Genomic DNA, 19,063 nt, shown 5'->3' on the forward strand with positions numbered 1-19,063 from the left:
AACATTATTCACAGTATTTGAAGGAACCGACATGACGCCGTCCGATGTGAAAGCCACGCTATCGTTTTCCGATGGTTCCCCCAGCGTTGAGCTGCCGATCTACAAGGGCACCGTTGGCCCCGACGTGATCGACATTCGCAAGCTGTACGGACAAACCGGCAAGTTCACCTATGACCCGGGGTTCATGTCGACTGCTTCGTGCAACTCGAAGATCACTTATATCGACGGTGACAAGGGCGAGCTGCTGTACCGCGGCTACCCGATCGAGCAACTGGCGCAGAAGTGCGACCACCTGGAGACCTGCTACCTGCTGCTGAAGGGCGAACTGCCCAACGCCAAGCAGAAGGAAGAGTTCGTGGGCTCGGTGATGAACCACACGATGGTTCACGAGCAACTGCAGTTCTTCATGCGCGGTTTCCGCCGCGATGCCCACCCGATGGCCGTGCTGACGGGCCTGGTGGGTGCCATGAGCGCGTTCTACCACGACGCGATGGACATCGACGATCCGCACCAGCGCGAGATCTCGGCCATCCGCCTGATCGCCAAGATGCCGACCCTGGTCGCCATGGCGTACAAGTACAACATCGGCCAGCCGTACATCTACCCGCAGAACGACCTGTCCTACTCGGGCAACTTCATGCGCATGATGTTCGGCACGCCGTGCGCCCCGTACACCGTCAACCCGGTGCTGGAGCGTGCGCTGGACCGCATCTTCATCCTGCACGCCGACCACGAGCAGAACGCGTCGACCTCGACCGTGCGCCTGGCCGGTTCGTCGGGCACGAACCCGTTCGCCGCCATCGCCGCCGGCGTGGCCTGCCTGTGGGGTCCGGCCCACGGCGGCGCGAACGAAGCCGCGCTGAAGATGCTGGAAGAAATCGGCAGCGTCGACAACATCAACGAGTTCATCAAGCAGGTGAAGGACAAGAACTCGGGCGTGCGCCTGATGGGCTTTGGCCACCGCGTGTACAAGAACTACGACCCGCGCGCCAAGCTGATGCGCGAAACCTGCCATGAAGTGCTGAACGAACTGGGCCTGCACAACGACCCGCTGTTCAAGCTCGCCATGGAACTGGAAAAGATCGCGCTGGAAGACGAGTACTTCGTCAGCCGCAAGCTGTACCCGAACGTGGACTTCTACTCGGGTATCGTGCAGCGCGCGCTGGGCATCCCGACCTCGCTGTTCACCTGCATCTTCGCCCTGGCACGTACGCCGGGCTGGATCTCGCAGTGGGAAGAGATGATCACCGATCCGGAATACAAGATCGGCCGCCCGCGCCAGCTGTTCAACGGCAACGCCGCCCGCGACGTGCCGGACATGGCCAAGCGCTGATCTGGCTGCTGGACTGCCGCAGAAAAGGACGCCCCGGGAGACCGGGGCGTTTTTTTATTGCCTCCGGCCATGGAGCGGGAGCAACCGGGCACTATGCACCGGTGTTGGGAAAGTGGGTTTTCAGGACGCTTCGTGCCCTTGTGCGGTTGCAACATGCGACAAAAATTGTCGGATTTCCGCCAAAACCGCTTAACTTCGCTCTGCCGGGTTGCAACTTTCGCCCTATAATGCCCGCTGCTTTGCCGACCGGCAGCCGGGCCACCCTTCCGGCGCGTCAGGATCGGGGAAGCGGGGCAGGCGAAGCGCTTGCGCAATAGAGAACGCATCAACGTTGTCTTTCCGAACTTACGGCGCACGCCGCATCCCACGGGGATGGCGCGCGCCGGCACGCGCCGGGCCCCGCATTGCTTCACGTCTTCACCGCAGGCCCGACTTCCGCTTTGGGCCGTTCAAGTCTCTTTTTGCGGGTGCTGTTCGATTGCGCCGGTCATGCCGACTCTGCCCGGAATGACCCATACATAATCGAGGAGCTCCTGATGACGTTGTCCCGTCTCACGTCCACTGCCATGGCCGCCGTGCTTGCCACTGCCGGCCTCGCCGCCTTCACCTCGGCCAACGCCGAAACCGTCAAGATCGGCATCGCCGGCCCCATGAGCGGCTCGGTTGCCCAGTACGGCGACATGGTCAAGGCTGGTGCCCTGACCGCCATCGAACAGATCAACGCCGCAGGTGGCGCCAACGGCAACAAGCTCGAAGCCGTGCTGCTGGACGATGCCTGCGAGCCGAAGCAGGCCGTGGCCGTGGCCAACAAGGTCGTCAGCCAGGGCATCCACTACGTGATCGGCCATGTCTGCTCGGGCTCGACGATTCCGGCATCGGATATCTACGAAAACGAAGGCATCGTGATGGTCACGCCGTCGGCCACCGCGCCGCAGCTGACCGAGACGAAGAAGCGCAACTTCATCTTCCGCACGATCGGCCGCGACGACCAGCAAGGCCCGGCCGCCGCCCAGTACATCATCAACAAGGTCAAGCCGAAGAAGGTTGCCGTGCTGCACGACAAGCAGTCGTACGGCCAGGGCATTGCCAGCTCGGTCAAGAAGGACCTCGAAGCCGCCAAGATTCCGGTGGCCGTGTTCGAAGGCATCAACGCCGGCGATTCCGACTACTCGGCCGTGATCACCAAGCTGAAGTCGCAGGGCGTGGACTTCGTCTACTTCGGCGGCTACCACCCCGAAATGGGCCTGCTGCTGCGCCAGGCGCGCGAGCAGGGCGTCAAGGCCACGTTCATGGGCCCTGAAGGCGTGGGCAACAAGGACGTGACTGCGATTGCCGGCCCGGCTTCGGAAGGCATGCTCGTGACGCTGCCGGCCGACTTCTCGGCCGATCCGGCCAACGCCGCGCTGGTGAAGGCGTTTGCCGACAAGAAGCGCGACGCCAACGGCCCGTTCCAGATGCCTGCCTACGCGGCCGTGAAGATCATCGGCGACGCCATTGCCGGCGCCAAGAGCACGGACCCGACCAAGGTGGCCGCGTACATGCACAAGAACGCGTTCAACACGCCGATCGGCAAGGTCGAATACGACGCCAAGGGCGACCTGAAGTCGTTCAAGTTCGTCGTCTATACGTGGCACAAGGACGCCACGAAGACCGCCGCCAACTAAACCCGGCGCCATCCTGGCGAAACGCCCCGCGGCCAACCGGCGCGCGGGGCGTTTTGGTATCGGTTCGATGTCGATGAAGCGTCACATGACGACGCACGGCATCGCGCATCGGACTCTCCGATCCACAAGGTCCCCCGCATGAACGAATTCCTTCCACAGTTCACCCAGCAACTGGTCAATGGCCTGACGCTGGGTGCGATCTATGCGTTGATCGCCATCGGCTACACGATGGTCTACGGCATCATCGGCATGATCAACTTTGCCCACGGCGAGATCTACATGATCGGCGCCTACGTGGGCCTGGTCACCCTGACCGCCATCGGCGCGCAGGCCGGCTATCCGCTGCCGCTGGTGCTGGGCGCGGCGCTGCTCGTCTCCGTGGCCGTGACCGGCTGCTACGGCTATGCCGTGGAGCGCGTGGCCTACCGGCCCCTGCGCGGCGGGCCGCGGCTGGTGCCGCTGATCTCCGCCATCGGCATGTCGATTTTTCTCCAGAACTATGTCCAGATCGGGCAGGGCGCGCGTGATGTCTCGGTGCCGCTGCTGATCTCCGGCGCCATCGAATTCCAGATGGGCGGCGATTTCACGGTGACCGTGCCGTATTCGCGCCTGCTGATCGTCGGTGTGACGCTGGTGCTGATGATTGCCCTGACGCTGTTCATCGGCCATTCGCGCATGGGCCGTGCCTGCCGCGCCTGCGCCGAAGACATGCGCATGGCCAACCTGCTCGGCATCGACACGAACCGCGTGATCTCGTTCACGTTTGTGCTTGGCGCCATGCTGGCCGCCGTGGGCGGCGTGCTGATCGGGCTGACCATCGGCAAGCTCAACCCGTTCATCGGCTTCATCGCCGGCATCAAGGCATTCACCGCGGCGGTGCTGGGCGGCATCGGCAGCATTCCGGGCGCGATGCTCGGCGGCGTGCTGCTGGGCCTGGCCGAAACCTTCGCCGCCGGCTACATGCCGGCCGAATACAAGGACGTGGTGGCTTTCGGGCTGCTGATCCTGGTGCTGCTGTTCCGCCCCACCGGGCTGCTCGGCAAGCCCGACGTGGAAAAGGTGTAAGGGGGCCCCATGACGACGCATTCGATTTCGCAAACGCCGGGCGGCACCCTGAAGAACGCGGTGACCGCCGCCGTGATGACGGCCATCCTGACCATCCCCGTGCTGGGCCTGCAACTGAAGCTCGACGGCTACAAGGTCGTGCTCGAACCGCACTGGCGCCCCGTGTGGATCGCGGTGGCCGCCGTGTTCCTGTTCCAGCTGTTCAAGCCGATGCTGCTGCGTGCCCGTGGCGCGGTGAAGCTGCCGGCAGTGTCCGCGATGGGCGCGACCCAGCAGCGCCGGGCCGTCTGGGTGCTGCTGGCCGTGGGGCTGATCTTCCCGTTCTTCGGTTCCCGGGGTGCGGTGGACGTGGCCACGCTGGCGCTGATCTACGTGATCCTGGGCCTGGGGCTGAACATCGTGGTCGGCTACGCCGGCCTGCTCGACCTCGGCTACGTGGGTTTCTACGCGGTGGGTGGCTACACCTATGCGCTGCTGAACCAGTATTTCGGCCTGACGTTCTGGGAGTGCCTGCCGCTGTCGGCCGGCTTCGCGGCGCTGTTCGGCTTCATCCTGGGCTTCCCGGTGCTGCGCCTGCGCGGCGACTACCTGGCCATCGTGACGCTGGGTTTCGGCGAGATCATCCGCCTGCTGCTGAACAACCTGACCACGCTGACGGGCGGCCCGGATGGCGTCTCGGGCATCCCGAAGCCGACCGTGTTCGGCATCGAGATGGCGCGCAGCGCCAGCGTGGAGGGCGCGAAGACGTTCCATGACCTGATCGGCCTGCCGTATGCCGGCCAGCACATGGTGATCTTCCTGTACCTGCTGGCGCTGCTGCTGGTGGGCTTCACGCTGTTCGTCACGAGCCGGCTGATCCGCATGCCGATGGGCCGCGCCTGGGAGGCGCTGCGCGAGGACGAGATTGCCTGCCGCTCGCTGGGCCTCAATCCCACGCGCATCAAGCTGTCGGCGTTCACGCTGGGCGCCTCGTTCGCCGGCCTGGCCGGTGCGTTCTTCGCGGCGCGCCAGGGGCTGGTCAATCCGGAGTCGTTCACGTTCATCGAATCGGCGCTGATCCTGGCCGTGGTGGTGCTCGGCGGCATGGGCTCGCAACTGGGCGTGATCCTGGCGGCGGTGCTGCTGACGATCCTGCCAGAGGTGGCGCGTGACTTCGCCGAGTACCGCATGCTGATTTTCGGCCTGGTCATGGTGCTGATGATGATGTGGCGTCCGCAGGGCCTGCTGCCCGCGAGCCGTCCCCACGTGGAGTTGCCGCGATGAGCGCTGAAATGCTGAAAGTATCCGGCCTGCAGATGCGCTTCGGCGGCCTGCTGGCCGTGGACGGCATCGAGTTCGATGTCCGCCGCGACGAGGTCTTCGCCATCATCGGCCCGAACGGCGCCGGCAAGACCACTGTGTTCAACTGCGTGGGCGGCTTCTACAAGCCCACGGCCGGCGAGGTCATGCTCGACGGCCATTCCATCGCCCGCCAGCCCAGCCACGTGGTGGCGCGCCACGGCCTGGTCCGCACGTTCCAGAATATCCGCCTGTTCCGGCAACTGACCGTGGTGGAGAACCTGATGGTCGCCCAGCACCGGCAGGTCAAGGCCGGCCTGCTGCACGGGCTGCTGGCCACGCCGGCCTACCGCCGCGCCGAGCGCGAGGCGCTGGGCCGGGCGGCCGAATGGCTCGAACGGATGGGGCTGACCAGCGTGGCCAACCGCGAGGCGGGCACGCTGTCATACGGCCACCAGCGCCGGCTGGAGATCGCGCGTTGCATGATCACCCAGCCGCGCCTGCTGATGCTCGACGAGCCCGCCGCCGGCCTGAACCCGCAGGAGAAGATCGAACTGCAACAATTGATCGACAGTCTGCGCCGCGAGTTCAACATCTCGGTGCTGCTGATCGAGCACGACATGAGCCTGGTGATGGGCGTCTCGGACCGCATCCTGGTCATGGAGCACGGCAAGCCGATCATGATCGGCAAGCCCGACGAAGTGCGCAACGACCCGCGCGTGATCAAGGCCTACCTGGGAGAGGACTGATGCTGAAGCTGGAAAACGTCCACACCCACTATGGCGCGGTGGAGGCGCTCTCGGGCGTGTCGATCGAGGTCAACCAGGGCGAGATCGTCACGCTGATCGGCAGCAACGGCGCCGGCAAGACCACGCTGATGATGACCGTGTGCGGCACGCCGCGCGCCTCGGCCGGCCGCGTGCTGTTCGAGGGCCAGGACATCACGGGCCGCAACACGCACGAGATCATGCGCATGGGCATGGCCATTTCGCCAGAAGGCCGGCGTGTGTTCCCGAGCCTGACCGTGCTGGAGAACCTCAAGATGGGTGGCTTCTTCGCCACCCGTCATGAGATCGAGGCTGGCATCGAGCATGTGTTCAAGCTGTTCCCGAGGCTCAGCCAGCGCGCCAGCCAGCGCGCCGGCACGATGAGCGGCGGCGAGCAGCAGATGCTGGCCATCGGCCGCGCACTGATGAGCAAGCCGCGCCTGCTGCTGCTCGACGAGCCCACGCTCGGCCTGGCCCCGCTGGTCATCGCCCAGATCTTCGACATCATCCGCACCATCCGCGAGGAAGGCGTGACCGTGTTCCTGGTGGAGCAGAACGCCAACAAGGCACTGCAGGTGGCCGACCGCGGCTACGTGCTGGAAACCGGCAAGGTGGTGCTGGCCGATACCGGCGCCAACTTGCTGGCCAACGACCGGATTCGGGCGGCTTACCTGGGCGGTTGAAGTCCAGATGGGTTCTCCCCTCTCCCACGTTGCGGAAGAGGGGAGCAACCCGAAGCCGGCGCCTCCCCACCACCCCCCTTCGCCATCCACGAAATCCCCCTTTCGCCAATGACCGCCGCCCGGGTGGTCTGGCCGGCCCGTCGGCGGCTGGCGCACATGGCATAATCGCTTGCGATGTCAAGCAATTACCGGTCCAGCCGGAATGGCAGCAGAATAGCTGCCGGACCCGCCCACGGCGCGACGGCATCCGGATAACAAATTCCCCTGCAAACCAACGCGCGGACATGGCTGATCGTTACCGGTCGGACATTCTGCCCCCCGCATCATGGCCAAGACGCTTTACGACAAACTCTGGGATGACCACACCGTCCACGTCGAGGAAGACGGCACCACGCTGCTCTACATCGATCGCCACCTGCTGCACGAAGTCACGAGCCCGCAGGCGTTCGAGGGACTGAAGCTGGCGGAGCGTCCGGTATGGCGCATCAGCGCGAACCTGGCCGTGTCGGACCACAACGTGCCGACCACCGACCGCACGCATGGCATTGCCGACCCGATCTCGAAGCTGCAGGTCGATACGCTCGACACCAACTGCGACGCCTTCGGCATCACCCAGTTCAAGATGAACGATCACCGCCAGGGCATCGTGCACGTGATCGGGCCGGAGCAGGGCGCCACGCTGCCCGGCATGACCGTGGTCTGCGGTGATTCGCACACCAGCACGCATGGCGCGTTCGGCGCACTGGCGCACGGCATCGGCACGTCCGAGGTGGAGCACGTGCTGGCCACGCAGACGCTGCTGGGCAAGAAGGCAAAGAACATGCTGATCCGCGTGGAAGGCAAGCTGCCGCGCGGCTGCACCGCCAAGGACATCGTGCTGGCCATCATCGGCAAGATCGGCACGGCCGGCGGCACGGGCTACACGATGGAATTCGCCGGCTCGGCCATCCGCGAACTGACGATGGAAGGCCGCATGACGGTCTGCAACATGGCGATCGAAGCCGGCGCGCGCGCGGGGCTGGTGGCCGTGGACGACGTCACGCTCGAATACGTCAAGGGCCGCCCCTACGCGCCGCAGGGCGTGGAGTGGGAGCAGGCCGTGGGCTACTGGCGCACGCTGCATTCCGACGCCGGCGCCCACTTCGACAAGGTGGTGGAGCTGCGCGCCGAGGACATCCAGCCGCAGGTCACCTGGGGCACCTCGCCCGAGATGGTGGTCAGCATCCAGGACCGCGTGCCGGACCCCGAGAAGGAAAAGGATCCGAACAAGCGCAACGCCATGGAGCGCGCGCTGGAGTACATGAACCTGCAGCCGAACGTGCCGATGGAATCGATCAGCATCGACAAGGTCTTCATTGGTTCGTGCACCAACAGCCGTATCGAGGACATGCGCGCCGCCGCGTGGGTCGTGCAGAAGCTGGGCCGCAAGGTGGCCGGCAACGTGAAGCTGGCGATGGTGGTGCCGGGTTCGGGCCTGGTCAAGGAACAGGCCGAGCGCGAGGGGCTGGACAAGGTCTTCAAGGCCGCCGGCTTCGAATGGCGCGAGCCGGGCTGCTCGATGTGCCTGGCGATGAACGCCGACCGGCTGGAGCCGGGCGAACGCTGCGCGTCCACGTCGAATCGCAATTTCGAGGGCCGTCAGGGCGCCGGTGGCCGTACGCACCTGGTGAGCCCGGCCATGGCCGCCGCCGCCGCCATCGAGGGGCATTTCGTCGATATCCGCAAGCTCGGCTGAGCCGGGCAGGGTCAGGTCGTACCGTTCCACACATCTTTTCGAATAGAGAAAACATGAAAAAGATCGTGATCACGCTGCTGGCATGCCTGGGCATGCTGCAACTGGCTGGCTGCAACACCGTGGCCGGATTGGGCAAGGACACGCAGGCTGCCGGGCAGGCACTCGAGAACGCCGCCCGGAAGTAAGGAAATTACTATGGACAAGTTCACCGTACACAGCGGTATCGCCGCGCCGCTCGATCGGGAAAACGTCGACACCGACGCAATCATCCCGAAGCAGTTCCTGAAGTCGATCAAGCGCACGGGCTTCGGCCCGAACCTGTTCGACGAGTGGCGCTACAAGGACGTGGGCCAGCCGGGCCAGGACAACAGCAACCGTCCGCTGAACCCGGACTTCGTGCTGAACCAGCCGCGCTACCAGGGCGCGTCGATCCTGCTGGCGCGCAACAACTTCGGCTGCGGCAGCTCGCGCGAGCACGCCCCGTGGGCGCTCACGCAATACGGCTTCCGCGCCGTGATCGCACCGAGCTTCGCCGACATCTTCTTCAACAACTGCTACAAGAACGGCCTGCTGCCGGTGGCGCTGACCGAGCAACAGGTGGACCACCTGTTCAACGAGACCAATGCGTTCCCGGGCTACCAACTGACGATCGACCTCGATAAACAGGTTGTCACCACGCCGGGCGGCACCAGCTATCCGTTCGATATCGCCCCGTTCCGCAAGTACTGCATGCTGAACGGCTTCGACGATATCGGCCTGACGCTGCGCCACGACGACAAGATCAAGGCGTACGAAGCCGAGCGCCTGGCAAAAATGCCGTGGCTCGGCAACCGCCTGGTCGGCTGATTCCGGATATTTAAAGGAAATACGAGATGAAGATTGCAGTCCTGCCGGGCGATGGCATCGGCCCCGAGATCGTCGCCGAAGCCGTCAAGGTGCTCAACGCACTCGACGAGAAGTTCGAGATGGAAACCGCGCCCGTGGGCGGCGCCGGCTACGAGGCCGAAGGCCATCCGCTGCCGGAGAACACGCTGAAGCTGGCCAAGGAAGCCGATGCGATCCTGTTCGGCGCCGTGGGCGACTGGAAGTACGACAGCCTGGAGCGTCCGCTGCGCCCGGAACAGGCCATCCTGGGCCTGCGCAAGCACCTGCAGCTGTTCGCCAACTTCCGCCCGGCAATCTGCTATCCGGAACTGACCGGCGCATCGAGCCTGAAGCCCGAACTGGTGGCCGGCCTCGACATCCTGATCGTGCGCGAACTGAACGGCGACATCTACTTCGGCCAGCCGCGCGGCGTGCGTGAAGCGCCGGACGGCCTGTTCCAGGGCGCCCGCGAAGGCTTCGACACGATGCGCTACAGCGAGCCGGAAATCCGCCGCATCGCCCATGTGGCGTTCCAGGCCGCCGCCAAGCGCGGCAAGAAGCTGACCAGCGTGGACAAGGCCAACGTGCTGGAGACCTTCCAGTTCTGGAAGGACATCGTGATCGACGTCAGCAAGGAGTACCCGGACGTCGAGCTGTCGCACATGTACGTGGACAACGCCGCGATGCAGCTGGTCAAGGCCCCCAAGAGCTTCGACGTGATCGTCACCGGCAACATGTTCGGCGACATCCTGTCCGACGAGGCCGCCATGCTGACGGGCTCGATCGGCATGCTGCCGTCGGCCTCGCTGGATGCGAACAACAAGGGCCTGTACGAGCCGTCGCACGGTTCGGCGCCGGACATCGCCGGCAAGGGCGTGGCCAACCCGCTGGCCACGATCCTGTCCGCCGCGATGATGCTGCGCTACTCGCTGAACCGCGCTGAACAGGCCGACCGCATCGAGAACGCCGTCAAGAAGGTGCTGGCCCAGGGCTACCGCACCGGCGACATCCTGACGCCGGGCTGCAAGCAGGTCGGAACGAAGGAAATGGGCGAGGCGGTGCTGGCGGCGCTGTAAGCGTTTGCTTTCCTGTTGTTTTTTTTCCCTCTCCCGCTTGCGGGAGGGGGCAGGGGAGAGGGCCAGCGCTTCACATTCCGACAAGTCGGCAAGCAGAGCCTCCAGCCCTCGCCCCCAACCCCTCTCCCATTTCATGGGAGCGGGGAGCAACCCCAGTCGCGTTTAAAGTCGTGTAGACTCTCCCGTCATGGCCCGAATCTCCCAGTCCATCCTGACTGCCTCCGCTGCTTCCACCACTATCCGTGGCGCGATCGGCGTGGATTCGCTCGGCCAGGCGGTTATTACCACGACGATCATTACCAAAACGATCCCCTGAGATCGTCCGTCGTGCCTGCCCGTCTTCCCCGCGCAGCCACGCCGGGCGAGGAAATTGGCGGGGAAGTTCACATCACATCCGAGGTAAGTCATGATTGTAGGTCTCGTCGGTTGGCGAGGAATGGTCGGCAGCGTCCTGATGCAGCGCATGCAGGAAGAGGGTGATTTCGACCATATCGAGCCCGTTTTCTTCAGCACGTCCAACGCCGGCGGCAACGCTCCGGCCATGGCGAAGAACGAAACCAAGCTGAAAGATGCGAACGACATCGAAGCACTGAAGCAGTGCGACGTGGTGCTCACCGCCCAGGGCGGCGACTACACCAACGATGTGTTCCCGCGCCTGCGCGCCGCTGGCTGGAACGGCTACTGGATCGATGCCGCCTCGTCGCTGCGCATGAAGGACGACGCGATCATCGTGCTCGACCCGGTCAACCTCGGCGTGATCAAGGATGCGCTGTCGAAGGGCGTCAGGAACTTCATCGGCGGCAACTGCACGGTCAGCTGCATGATGATGGGCCTGGGCGGCCTGTTCGAGGCCGACCTGATCGAGTGGATGACCTCGATGACCTACCAGGCCGCCTCGGGCGGCGGTGCCCAGCACATGCGCGAACTGCTGACGCAGTTCGGCACGCTGAACGCGGCGGTCAAGCCGCTGCTGGACAACCCGGCATCGGCGATTCTTGAAATCGACCGCCAGATCCTGTCGACCCAGCATGGCCTGTCCGCCGACGAGACCAAGCAGTTTGGCGTGCCGCTGGCCGGCAACCTGATTCCGTGGATCGACAAGGACCTGGGCAACGGCGTTTCCAAGGAAGAATGGAAGGGCGGCGCCGAGACCAACAAGATCCTGGGCCGTGGCGAAGGCTTCGTCGGCGCCACCGGCGCGGCACCGATCGCCGTGGACGGCCTGTGCGTGCGGATCGGCGCGATGCGCTGCCACTCGCAGGCTTTGACGATCAAGCTGCGCAAAGATGTGCCGCTGGACGAGATCGAAGGCATGCTGGCTGCCAACAACCCGTGGGCCAAGGTGGTGCCGAACACGCGCGAGGCCAGCATGAAGGATCTGACGCCAGCCGCCGTGACGGGCACGCTGACGATCCCGGTGGGCCGTCTGCGCAAGATGCAGATGGGCGGCGAGTATCTGTCGGCCTTCACGGTGGGCGACCAGTTGCTGTGGGGCGCCGCCGAACCGCTGCGTCGTATGCTGCGCATTCTGATCGAGGGTTGACCCTGAGACAGGCCTCTCCGCTGCGTTGCGGGGAGGCAACAGAATCCATCGCTTTCCGAGCAACGCCGCGCCCCAGCGCGGCGTTGTCGCATCTGGAAACCTTTTTTTCGCAGGCTTGCGTCACAATACAGCCGGCATGCGCTTGGCCACGGGGTCGTCGTTACCCTGCGTCCGGGAGGTTTTCCGGTGCATCAGGGTACGAAAAGGACGAGAAGCAGGGCAGGGCGGCATCGTACGGAAAAATCCGTACGGAGCGCCGCGCGGCACCGGCTATCCGTCCCGCCAGCCAGCCAAATTTGGGGTCGGGTTACTTTTTCGCTACTAAAAAATAATGGAGCACAAGGTGAGTGTGAGCCTACATCGCCGGAAAGATGCGCCTACTGTCCGTCAGCGCTGGTCAACGCTGGCCGTCACGGCACTGGGTCTGCTGCTTGCGCAGCCGGCCGCCTATGCCGCGGGGTTCGGACAATTGCGGGTCCAATCCAATCTGGGTCAGCCGCTCCAGGCTGAAATCGATATCACTGGCGTTTCGGCCGAGGAAGCCGACAGCCTGGCTGTCAAGCTGGCGCCGCCGGCTGCCTACGCCCGTGCCGGGCTGACCTACACGTCGGCCATTTCCGGCGTCAAGCTCGATGTCCAGCGGCGCCCGAACGGCAGCTATGTGGCCACCGTGCGCTCCAACCAGCCGCTCAGCGAGCCATTCGTCGACATCCTGGTCGACATGAGCTGGTCCAGCGGCAAGGTCACGCGCGCCTACACGTTCCTGCTCGATCCGGCCGGCGCCAAGCCGTCGAACCAGTCGTTCGCGCCCACCACCGTGGTGCAGGCCGCCACGCCTGACGTGGCCCCGGCACCGATGGCCGCGCCGCCCGCGCCGGCAGTCAACGCCGCGCCCGCCGCCGAGGCGCCGCGCCCGGCCCCGGCCCGCCCGGCGCGCCGCCCGGCGGAGAACGCCGCCGCGCCTGCCGCTGCGGCGCCCGCCGGTTCCTATACCGTGCAGCGCGGCGACACGCTCTCGTCGATCGCCGGTGAAGCGGCCCAGGGCCAGGACGCCGTCTCGCTGGACCAGATGCTGCTGGCGCTCTACCGCAACAACCCCAATGCCTTCATCGGCGGCAATATCAACCGGATCAAGTCCGGCGCCGTGCTGAAAGTGCCAACCGCGCAGCAGGCCCAGTCCGTGGCCCCGCGCGAGGCCCGCCGCGAGGTGGTGGCCCGCACGCAGGGCTTCGACAGCTATCGCGCCCGCCTGGCTGCGGCGGCCGCCGCGAAGGCGGTCGAGCCGGGCTCCGGCCGCGAGCAGGGCGGCAACGTCACGGCGCGCGTGCAGGACACGACCGTGCCCGACGCCGGCCAGCGCGACGAACTGAAACTGTCGAAGGCGGAGAAGGGCGCCCAGGCCAAGGCCCAGGCGCAGGCCGAAGCCGATGTGGCAAACCAGCGCAAGCTCAAGGATGCCGAGTCGCGCGTGGCGGACCTCGAGAAGAACATCGCCGACATGCAGCGGCTGATGGAGCTCAAGAACGCCGAAATCGCGCGACTGAACCAGGCCAACCAGCAGGCTGCCAAGGCCCCGGCTGCCGCGCCGGCCCCGAAGGGCGCCGATACGGCCGCCGCCGCGCCCGCGCCGACCGTGGTCCCGGCAGAGCCGGCCAAGGCCGTCGATGCCACGAGCACCGCCACGCCAGTGCCAGCCCCGGCCGCCACGACTGCAGCCGCCGCCTCCGCGCCGGAAGGCGCCGCTGCCTCGGCACCGCAGGCCGCTGCCGCTTCGGCGCCGCAAGCCGCTGCCGCCGCTTCGGCGCCGGCTGCCGCGAAGAAGACGCCGCCCGTGATCCAGCCAGTGCCCGAGCCGTCGTTCACCGACGAACTGCTGGCCAACCCGATGCTGCTGCCCGGCGCCGGTGTGCTGGTTGCGTTGCTTGGCGGATATGCGTACTATCGCCGCCGCCAGAAGCAGAAGGCGAGCGAGAACACCGGTTTCGGCGACAGCATCCTGTCGCAGGAAAGCACGGTCATGGCCGGCGGCCATTCGCTGTTCGGCACCGCCGGCGGCCAGAGCGTCGATACGTCGCAGCACAGCGTGTTCGGTGCCGACTTCCGCATTGGCAACAATTCGCCCGAGGCGACGGAAGTGGACCCGATCGCCGAGGCCGAGGTGTATATCGCCTACGGGCGCGACGTACAGGCCGAAGAAATCCTGCGCGAAGCGTTGCAGCAGAATCCGGAGCGCCAGGCCATTCGCCTGAAGCTGCTGGAAATTTATAACACTCGTCAGGATGTGGAAGGTTTTCGGGTGATTGCAGAAGAAATGTTCGCCCAGACGGGCGGGCAAGGGGCCGACTGGCTCCAGGTGGCGGATATGGGCCGCAAGCTCGATCCGTCGAACGCGCTGTATCTGTCGGTGGCGCCTGACGTGACGGTGGAAGCCGACACGACCACGCCGGTTGCGGACCAGTGGCGCACGCAGGATCCGGCGCAGAACCCGGAGCAGGCACCGCTGTCCGGCGCCATGCCCGACCTGGCCCTGCCGCTCGACGCGTTCCCCGCGCCGGCCGCCGGCGAGCCCATCGTGGCGCCGGAATCGGCCTCGCTGGTGTTCGGCCATGACCCGCAGGCGCAGCCGGTGGCGCGTCTGGACGATATCCTCGATCCGGCCGCCGACGAGGCCGAGGCCGGCGTGCCGCCGCTCGACGCCCCGACGCGTTCGCGTCCGCTCGAATTCGACATGTCGAGCCTGTCGCTGGATCTGAACCCGGCAAAGTCCGACGTGCCCGCCACGCCGGAACTGGCGGCCGGCCTGGCGCCGATTGCCTACGACACGCCGTCGCTGGCCGAATCCACCGTGCCGCTGCCCGCGCCCACGATGCTCCAGAACGGCCGGCTCGCCGAGCCGATCGACCTGAGCCGCGTGACGTCGGAAGGCGGCGGCGATTCCACGCATGGCGTGTCGGCCAGCACGTTGTCGGCCACCGGCATGGATGGCAGCCGCGACATGCAGATCAAGCTCGACCTGGCGCGCGCCTACATCGAGATCGGCGACAAGGAAGGAGCCCGCGAACTGCTCCAGGAAGTGGTGGATCAGTCGCAGGATCCGCTGCAGGCCGAAGCCCGCTCGCTGCTGCGCGAAGTGGCCTGAGGGTATGATGCAGGGTTTGCGGCGCGCCGGATCAACGGGCGCCGCGGCCCGAAGCGATGCGCCGGAAGCGTCCCTTCCGGCGCATTTTGTTTTTGGGCATCCCGACATCCATGAACCGTATCGCCATCGGCCTCCAGTACGACGGGGCCGCCTTCTCGGGCTGGCAATCGCAGCCCCATCGCAACACCGTGCAGGACCATCTGGAAGACGCCATCGAGCGTTTTGCCGGCGTGCGCCTGCTGACCACGGTGGCGGGGCGGACCGATACGGGCGTGCATGCGCTCGGGCAGGTGATCCATCTCGATACCGAACTGGAGCGCGACAAGTTCTCGTGGGTGCGCGGGGTCAACGCCTTCCTGCCGCCGTCGATTGCGCTGCAATGGGCCGAGCCGGTTGACGAGGGCTTCCACGCGCGCTTTCTGGCCTACGAGCGCATGTATTACTACGCGCTCTATACCGGCCCGCACCGCGTGCCGATGATCCATGGCCGGGCCGGCTACCAGATGCTGCCGCCGGGGCAGCGCCTCGACGTGGCGGCGATGCGCGCCGCGGCCGCATGCCTGATCGGCGAGCACGATTTTTCAGCGTTTCGTGCCGCCGAGTGCCAGGCGAAGTCCCCGGTCAAGACGATGTACGACGTGACGATCGAGGCCGACGGCCACTGGGTCTTCCTGCGCTTCCGCGCCAGTGCCTTCCTGCATCACATGGTGCGCAACCTGATGGGTTGCCTGGTGGCGGTGGGACGGGGCCGGTACGGGCCGGAGTGGCTGGCCGAGGTGCTGGCGGGCCGCAACCGCCAGAAGGCCGCGCCCACGTTCATGCCCGATGGCCTCTACCTCGTGGACGTCAAGTATCCTGAACCGTACCGGCTGCCGCATGCGGACCGGTCGGCCAGCTTCTTCCACGGGGTGTTTCCCGAACCTGCCTCAGAAGGACGCGACGATGGCGCCTGATTCCGCCCGCGTGCCCCCGCGCACGCGCATCAAGATCTGCGGGCTGACCCGGCCCGACGACGTGCGCGCTGCCGTCGATGCCGGCGCCGACGCAATCGGCCTGGTCTTCTACGACAAGAGCCCCCGCCACGTGGACGTGGCGCGCGCCGCCGCGCTGGCCGAGCAGGTGCCGCCGTTCGTGACCGTGACCGGCCTTTTCGTCAACGCCGACGCCGAGGAAGTGGCGCACGTGGCCGAGCGGGTGCCGCTGACGCTACTTCAGTTCCACGGCGACGAGACCCCGGCGCAGTGCGCAGCCACCGCGCGCCGCTGCCGGCTGCCTTTTGTGCGTGCGGCCCGTGTTCGGCAGGGCCTCGATTTGGTAGAATTCGCCGACCTGTACCGTGACGCCGCCGGTCTGTTGCTCGATGCCTTCGTGGAAGGCTACGGCGGTGGCGGCCACGTCTTCGACTGGACACTGATTCCTGCTCAATGGCTTCCGCCCAATCCTGCCACCCCATCCGCCAGCGACGCTCCTCGCATCGTTTTGAGTGGTGGGTTGAACGCGCAAAACGTCGCTGGCGCGATTGAACGCGTGCGCCCCTATGCCGTCGATGTCAGCAGCGGCGTGGAGGCGTCCAGGGGTGTGAAGGACCACGCCCGCATTGCCGCATTCGTGCGTGCCGTGCGACTGGCGGATGCAGGACAGGCTGGCGGCTGACGCCGTCGCCTCCGTTCCCCGCCCGTTCCGCCTCACCGGCCGCCCGATTCCCCGTTTTCCGCACGCCGCGCCAGACCGCGCGGCCTGCCACCTGAGAGCCTGGACATGTACGACCTGCCCGATCAACGCGGCCACTTCGGCCCCTATGGCGGTACCTTTGTTTCCGAAACGCTGGTTCACGCGCTGGACGAACTGCGCGACGCCTACGCGCACTACCAGAAAGATCCCGGGTTCGACGCCGAATTCCGGCGCGAACTGAAGCACTTCGTGGGCCGCCCGTCGCCGATCTACCACGCGCAGCGCTGGAGCGAGACGCTTGGCGGCGCCCAGATCTATTTCAAGCGCGAAGACCTGAACCACACCGGCGCCCACAAGATCAATAATGTGATTGGTCAGGCGCTTTTGGCGAAGCGCATGGGCAAGAAGCGCGTGATCGCCGAAACCGGTGCCGGCCAGCACGGCGTGGCGACGGCCACGATCGCCGCCCGCTTCGGCATGGAGTGCGTGGTCTACATGGGCTCCGAGGACGTGCGCCGCCAGGCGGCCAACGTCTACCGCATGAAGCTGCTCGGCGCCACCGTGGTGCCGGTGGAAAGCGGCTCGAAGACGCTCAAGGACGCGCTCAACGAGGCCATGCGCGACTGGGTCACCAACGTGGAAACCACCTTCTACATCATCGGCACCGTGGCGGGCCCGCACCCGTACCCGATGATGGTCCGTGACTTCCAGTGCGTGATTGGCGAGGAGTCGAAGGTCCAGATGCCCGAGCTGACCGGCCGCCAGCCGGACGCCGTGATCGCCTGCGTGGGCGGCGGCTCGAATGCGATGGGTATTTTCTACCCGTACATCGATCACAAGGACGTGGAACTGATCGGCGTGGAAGCGGCCGGCGACGGCCTGGATACGGGCCGGCACGCGGCGTCGCTGACGGGCGGCTCGCCGGGCGTGCTGCACGGCAACCGCACCTACCTGCTGCAGGATGAGAACGGCCAGATCATCGAGACGCATTCGGTCTCGGCCGGCCTGGACTACCCCGGCGTGGGCCCCGAGCACGCGTGGCTCAAGGACCTTGGCCGCGCGCAGTATGTGCCGATCACCGATGACGAGGCGCTGCGCGCCTTCCACGACTGCTGCCGCATCGAGGGCATCATCCCGGCGCTGGAATCGAGCCATGCCATCGCCTATGCCTGCAAGCTGGCGCCGACGCTGCCGAAGGACAAGCTGCTGCTGGTGAACCTGTCCGGCCGGGGCGACAAGGACATGCATACCGTGGCCGAACGTGGAGGCTTGAAGCTGTAATGCGCGCGCTGCCCCCTGAAACGACGTCTTCCCCTGTGGAAGCGGGCGGCGCCGCGGCGCCGTTCGATATTCTCGACACCGAGGCCGTGCGCCTCTACCAGGAAGACGCGCTCGACGGCATCCAGCGGATCGCCGACGGCTCCGTCGACCTGATCGTCGCCGACCCGCCCTATGGGCTCGGCAAGGATTACGGCAACGATTCGGACCTGCTGTCCGGCGATGCCTACCTGGAATGGTCCGAGCGCTGGATGGACGCGATCATCCCGAAGCTGGCGCCGCGCGGCACGCTGTACCTGTTCTGCACGTGGCAGTACTCGCCCGAGCTGTTCGTGATGCTCAAGAAGCGGCTGACGATGATCAACGAGATCATCTGGGACCGCCGCGTGCCGAGCATGGGCGGCACCACGCGCAAGTTCTCGTCGGTGCATGACAACATCGGCTTTTTCGCCCGCCAGCGCGATTACTACTTCGATCTCGATCCGGTACGTATTCCGTACGACGCCGAGACCAAGAAGGCGCGCAGCCGACCGCGCTTCGAGGGCAAGAAGTGGCTCGAAGTGGGCTACAACCCCAAGGACCTCTGGAGCGTGCCGCGCATCCACCGGCAGGACCCGGAGCGCGCCGACCATCCGACGCAGAAGCCGCTGGAGATCGTGGAGCGCATGGTGCTGTCGAGCTGCCCGCCGGGCGGCGTGGTGCTGGACCCGTTCACGGGCAGCGGCACCACGGCGGTGGCCTGCGTGCGCCACGGCCGGCGCTTCGTCGGCTTCGAGATGAACCCGCAATACGCCGCGCTGGTGCGCGAACGGGTGACGGCGGCGCAGCCGGTGTACGCCCAGATCCGGCCGGATGCCGAAACGGCCGCCGAAGCCGCCGCCGACACCTCTGCACTGACCCCTGACGCCGCCAACGACGATGCCGACGCATCGCCGGTGCAGCGCCTTATCTGACGCCGATGGCCACA

The 19,063-nt window shown here is 66.0% G+C and carries 17 protein-coding genes; all 17 read left to right on the forward strand.

Annotated features, from left to right (window positions below; translation table 11 throughout):
- Window positions 1–31: 31 nt before the first annotated feature.
- Window positions 32–1,333 carry a citrate synthase gene (gene gltA / locus EV147_RS02870; RefSeq protein WP_130389607.1) on the forward strand — a complete coding sequence of 434 codons (1,302 nt, stop codon included), beginning with the start codon at window positions 32–34 and terminating at the stop codon, window positions 1,331–1,333.
- A gap of 536 nt (window positions 1,334–1,869) precedes the next feature.
- Window positions 1,870–2,997 carry a branched-chain amino acid ABC transporter substrate-binding protein gene (locus EV147_RS02875; protein WP_130389608.1) on the forward strand — a complete coding sequence of 376 codons (1,128 nt, stop codon included), beginning with the start codon at window positions 1,870–1,872 and terminating at the stop codon, window positions 2,995–2,997.
- Between the two features lie 138 nt (window positions 2,998–3,135).
- Window positions 3,136–4,062 (forward strand): high-affinity branched-chain amino acid ABC transporter permease LivH, encoded by a 927-nt coding sequence (gene livH / locus EV147_RS02880; RefSeq protein WP_130389609.1) that lies wholly within the window; start codon window positions 3,136–3,138, stop codon window positions 4,060–4,062.
- A 9-nt stretch (window positions 4,063–4,071) separates the two neighbouring features.
- Window positions 4,072–5,325: a high-affinity branched-chain amino acid ABC transporter permease LivM gene (locus EV147_RS02885; RefSeq protein WP_130389610.1), complete on the forward strand. Its 1,254-nt coding sequence runs from the start codon at window positions 4,072–4,074 to the stop codon at window positions 5,323–5,325.
- On the forward strand, window positions 5,322–6,089 hold the full coding sequence (gene livG, locus EV147_RS02890) for a high-affinity branched-chain amino acid ABC transporter ATP-binding protein LivG (protein ID WP_130389611.1): 768 nt from the start codon (window positions 5,322–5,324) through the stop codon (window positions 6,087–6,089). Before EV147_RS02885 ends, livG begins: the two co-directional genes overlap by 4 nt.
- On the forward strand, window positions 6,089–6,790 hold the full coding sequence (locus tag EV147_RS02895) for an ABC transporter ATP-binding protein (protein WP_130389612.1): 702 nt from the start codon (window positions 6,089–6,091) through the stop codon (window positions 6,788–6,790). Before livG ends, EV147_RS02895 begins: the two co-directional genes overlap by 1 nt.
- Window positions 6,791–7,115: 325 nt before the next feature.
- Window positions 7,116–8,525 carry a 3-isopropylmalate dehydratase large subunit gene (gene leuC, locus EV147_RS02900; RefSeq protein ID WP_130389613.1) on the forward strand — a complete coding sequence of 470 codons (1,410 nt, stop codon included), beginning with the start codon at window positions 7,116–7,118 and terminating at the stop codon, window positions 8,523–8,525.
- A 53-nt stretch (window positions 8,526–8,578) separates the two neighbouring features.
- Window positions 8,579–8,710 carry an entericidin A/B family lipoprotein gene (locus tag EV147_RS02905; protein ID WP_130389614.1) on the forward strand — a complete coding sequence of 44 codons (132 nt, stop codon included), beginning with the start codon at window positions 8,579–8,581 and terminating at the stop codon, window positions 8,708–8,710.
- A gap of 10 nt (window positions 8,711–8,720) precedes the next feature.
- Window positions 8,721–9,371: a 3-isopropylmalate dehydratase small subunit gene (gene leuD / locus EV147_RS02910; RefSeq protein WP_130389615.1), complete on the forward strand. Its 651-nt coding sequence runs from the start codon at window positions 8,721–8,723 to the stop codon at window positions 9,369–9,371.
- 26 nt (window positions 9,372–9,397) lie between these two features.
- Window positions 9,398–10,465 (forward strand): 3-isopropylmalate dehydrogenase, encoded by a 1,068-nt coding sequence (gene leuB, locus EV147_RS02915; RefSeq protein ID WP_130389616.1) that lies wholly within the window; start codon window positions 9,398–9,400, stop codon window positions 10,463–10,465.
- Between the two features lie 187 nt (window positions 10,466–10,652).
- Window positions 10,653–10,781 (forward strand): hypothetical protein, encoded by a 129-nt coding sequence (locus EV147_RS26395; protein WP_268907403.1) that lies wholly within the window; start codon window positions 10,653–10,655, stop codon window positions 10,779–10,781.
- Window positions 10,782–10,871: 90 nt separating this feature from the next.
- Window positions 10,872–12,008 (forward strand): aspartate-semialdehyde dehydrogenase, encoded by a 1,137-nt coding sequence (gene asd, locus EV147_RS02920; protein ID WP_130389617.1) that lies wholly within the window; start codon window positions 10,872–10,874, stop codon window positions 12,006–12,008.
- Between the two features lie 343 nt (window positions 12,009–12,351).
- Window positions 12,352–15,147, forward strand: coding sequence for a FimV/HubP family polar landmark protein (locus tag EV147_RS02925; RefSeq protein WP_130389618.1), 2,796 nt, complete (start codon window positions 12,352–12,354; stop codon window positions 15,145–15,147).
- A 110-nt stretch (window positions 15,148–15,257) separates the two neighbouring features.
- Window positions 15,258–16,100, forward strand: coding sequence for a tRNA pseudouridine(38-40) synthase TruA (gene truA / locus EV147_RS02930; protein ID WP_130389619.1), 843 nt, complete (start codon window positions 15,258–15,260; stop codon window positions 16,098–16,100).
- Complete coding sequence (locus EV147_RS02935; RefSeq protein ID WP_130389620.1) at window positions 16,090–16,800, forward strand: phosphoribosylanthranilate isomerase; 711 nt, start codon at window positions 16,090–16,092, stop codon at window positions 16,798–16,800. The genes truA and EV147_RS02935 overlap by 11 nt, the downstream gene beginning before the upstream one ends.
- 105 nt (window positions 16,801–16,905) lie before the next feature.
- Window positions 16,906–18,099, forward strand: coding sequence for a tryptophan synthase subunit beta (trpB, locus tag EV147_RS02940; RefSeq protein ID WP_130389621.1), 1,194 nt, complete (start codon window positions 16,906–16,908; stop codon window positions 18,097–18,099).
- Entirely contained in the window at window positions 18,099–19,049 is a 951-nt protein-coding gene (locus EV147_RS02945; protein WP_130389622.1) for a DNA-methyltransferase, read from the forward strand. The genes trpB and EV147_RS02945 overlap by 1 nt, the downstream gene beginning before the upstream one ends.
- Window positions 19,050–19,063 lie beyond the last annotated feature (14 nt).

The organism is Cupriavidus agavae, from assembly GCF_004217045.1.
GTDB classification, from domain to species: Bacteria; Pseudomonadota; Gammaproteobacteria; order Burkholderiales; family Burkholderiaceae; genus Cupriavidus; species Cupriavidus agavae.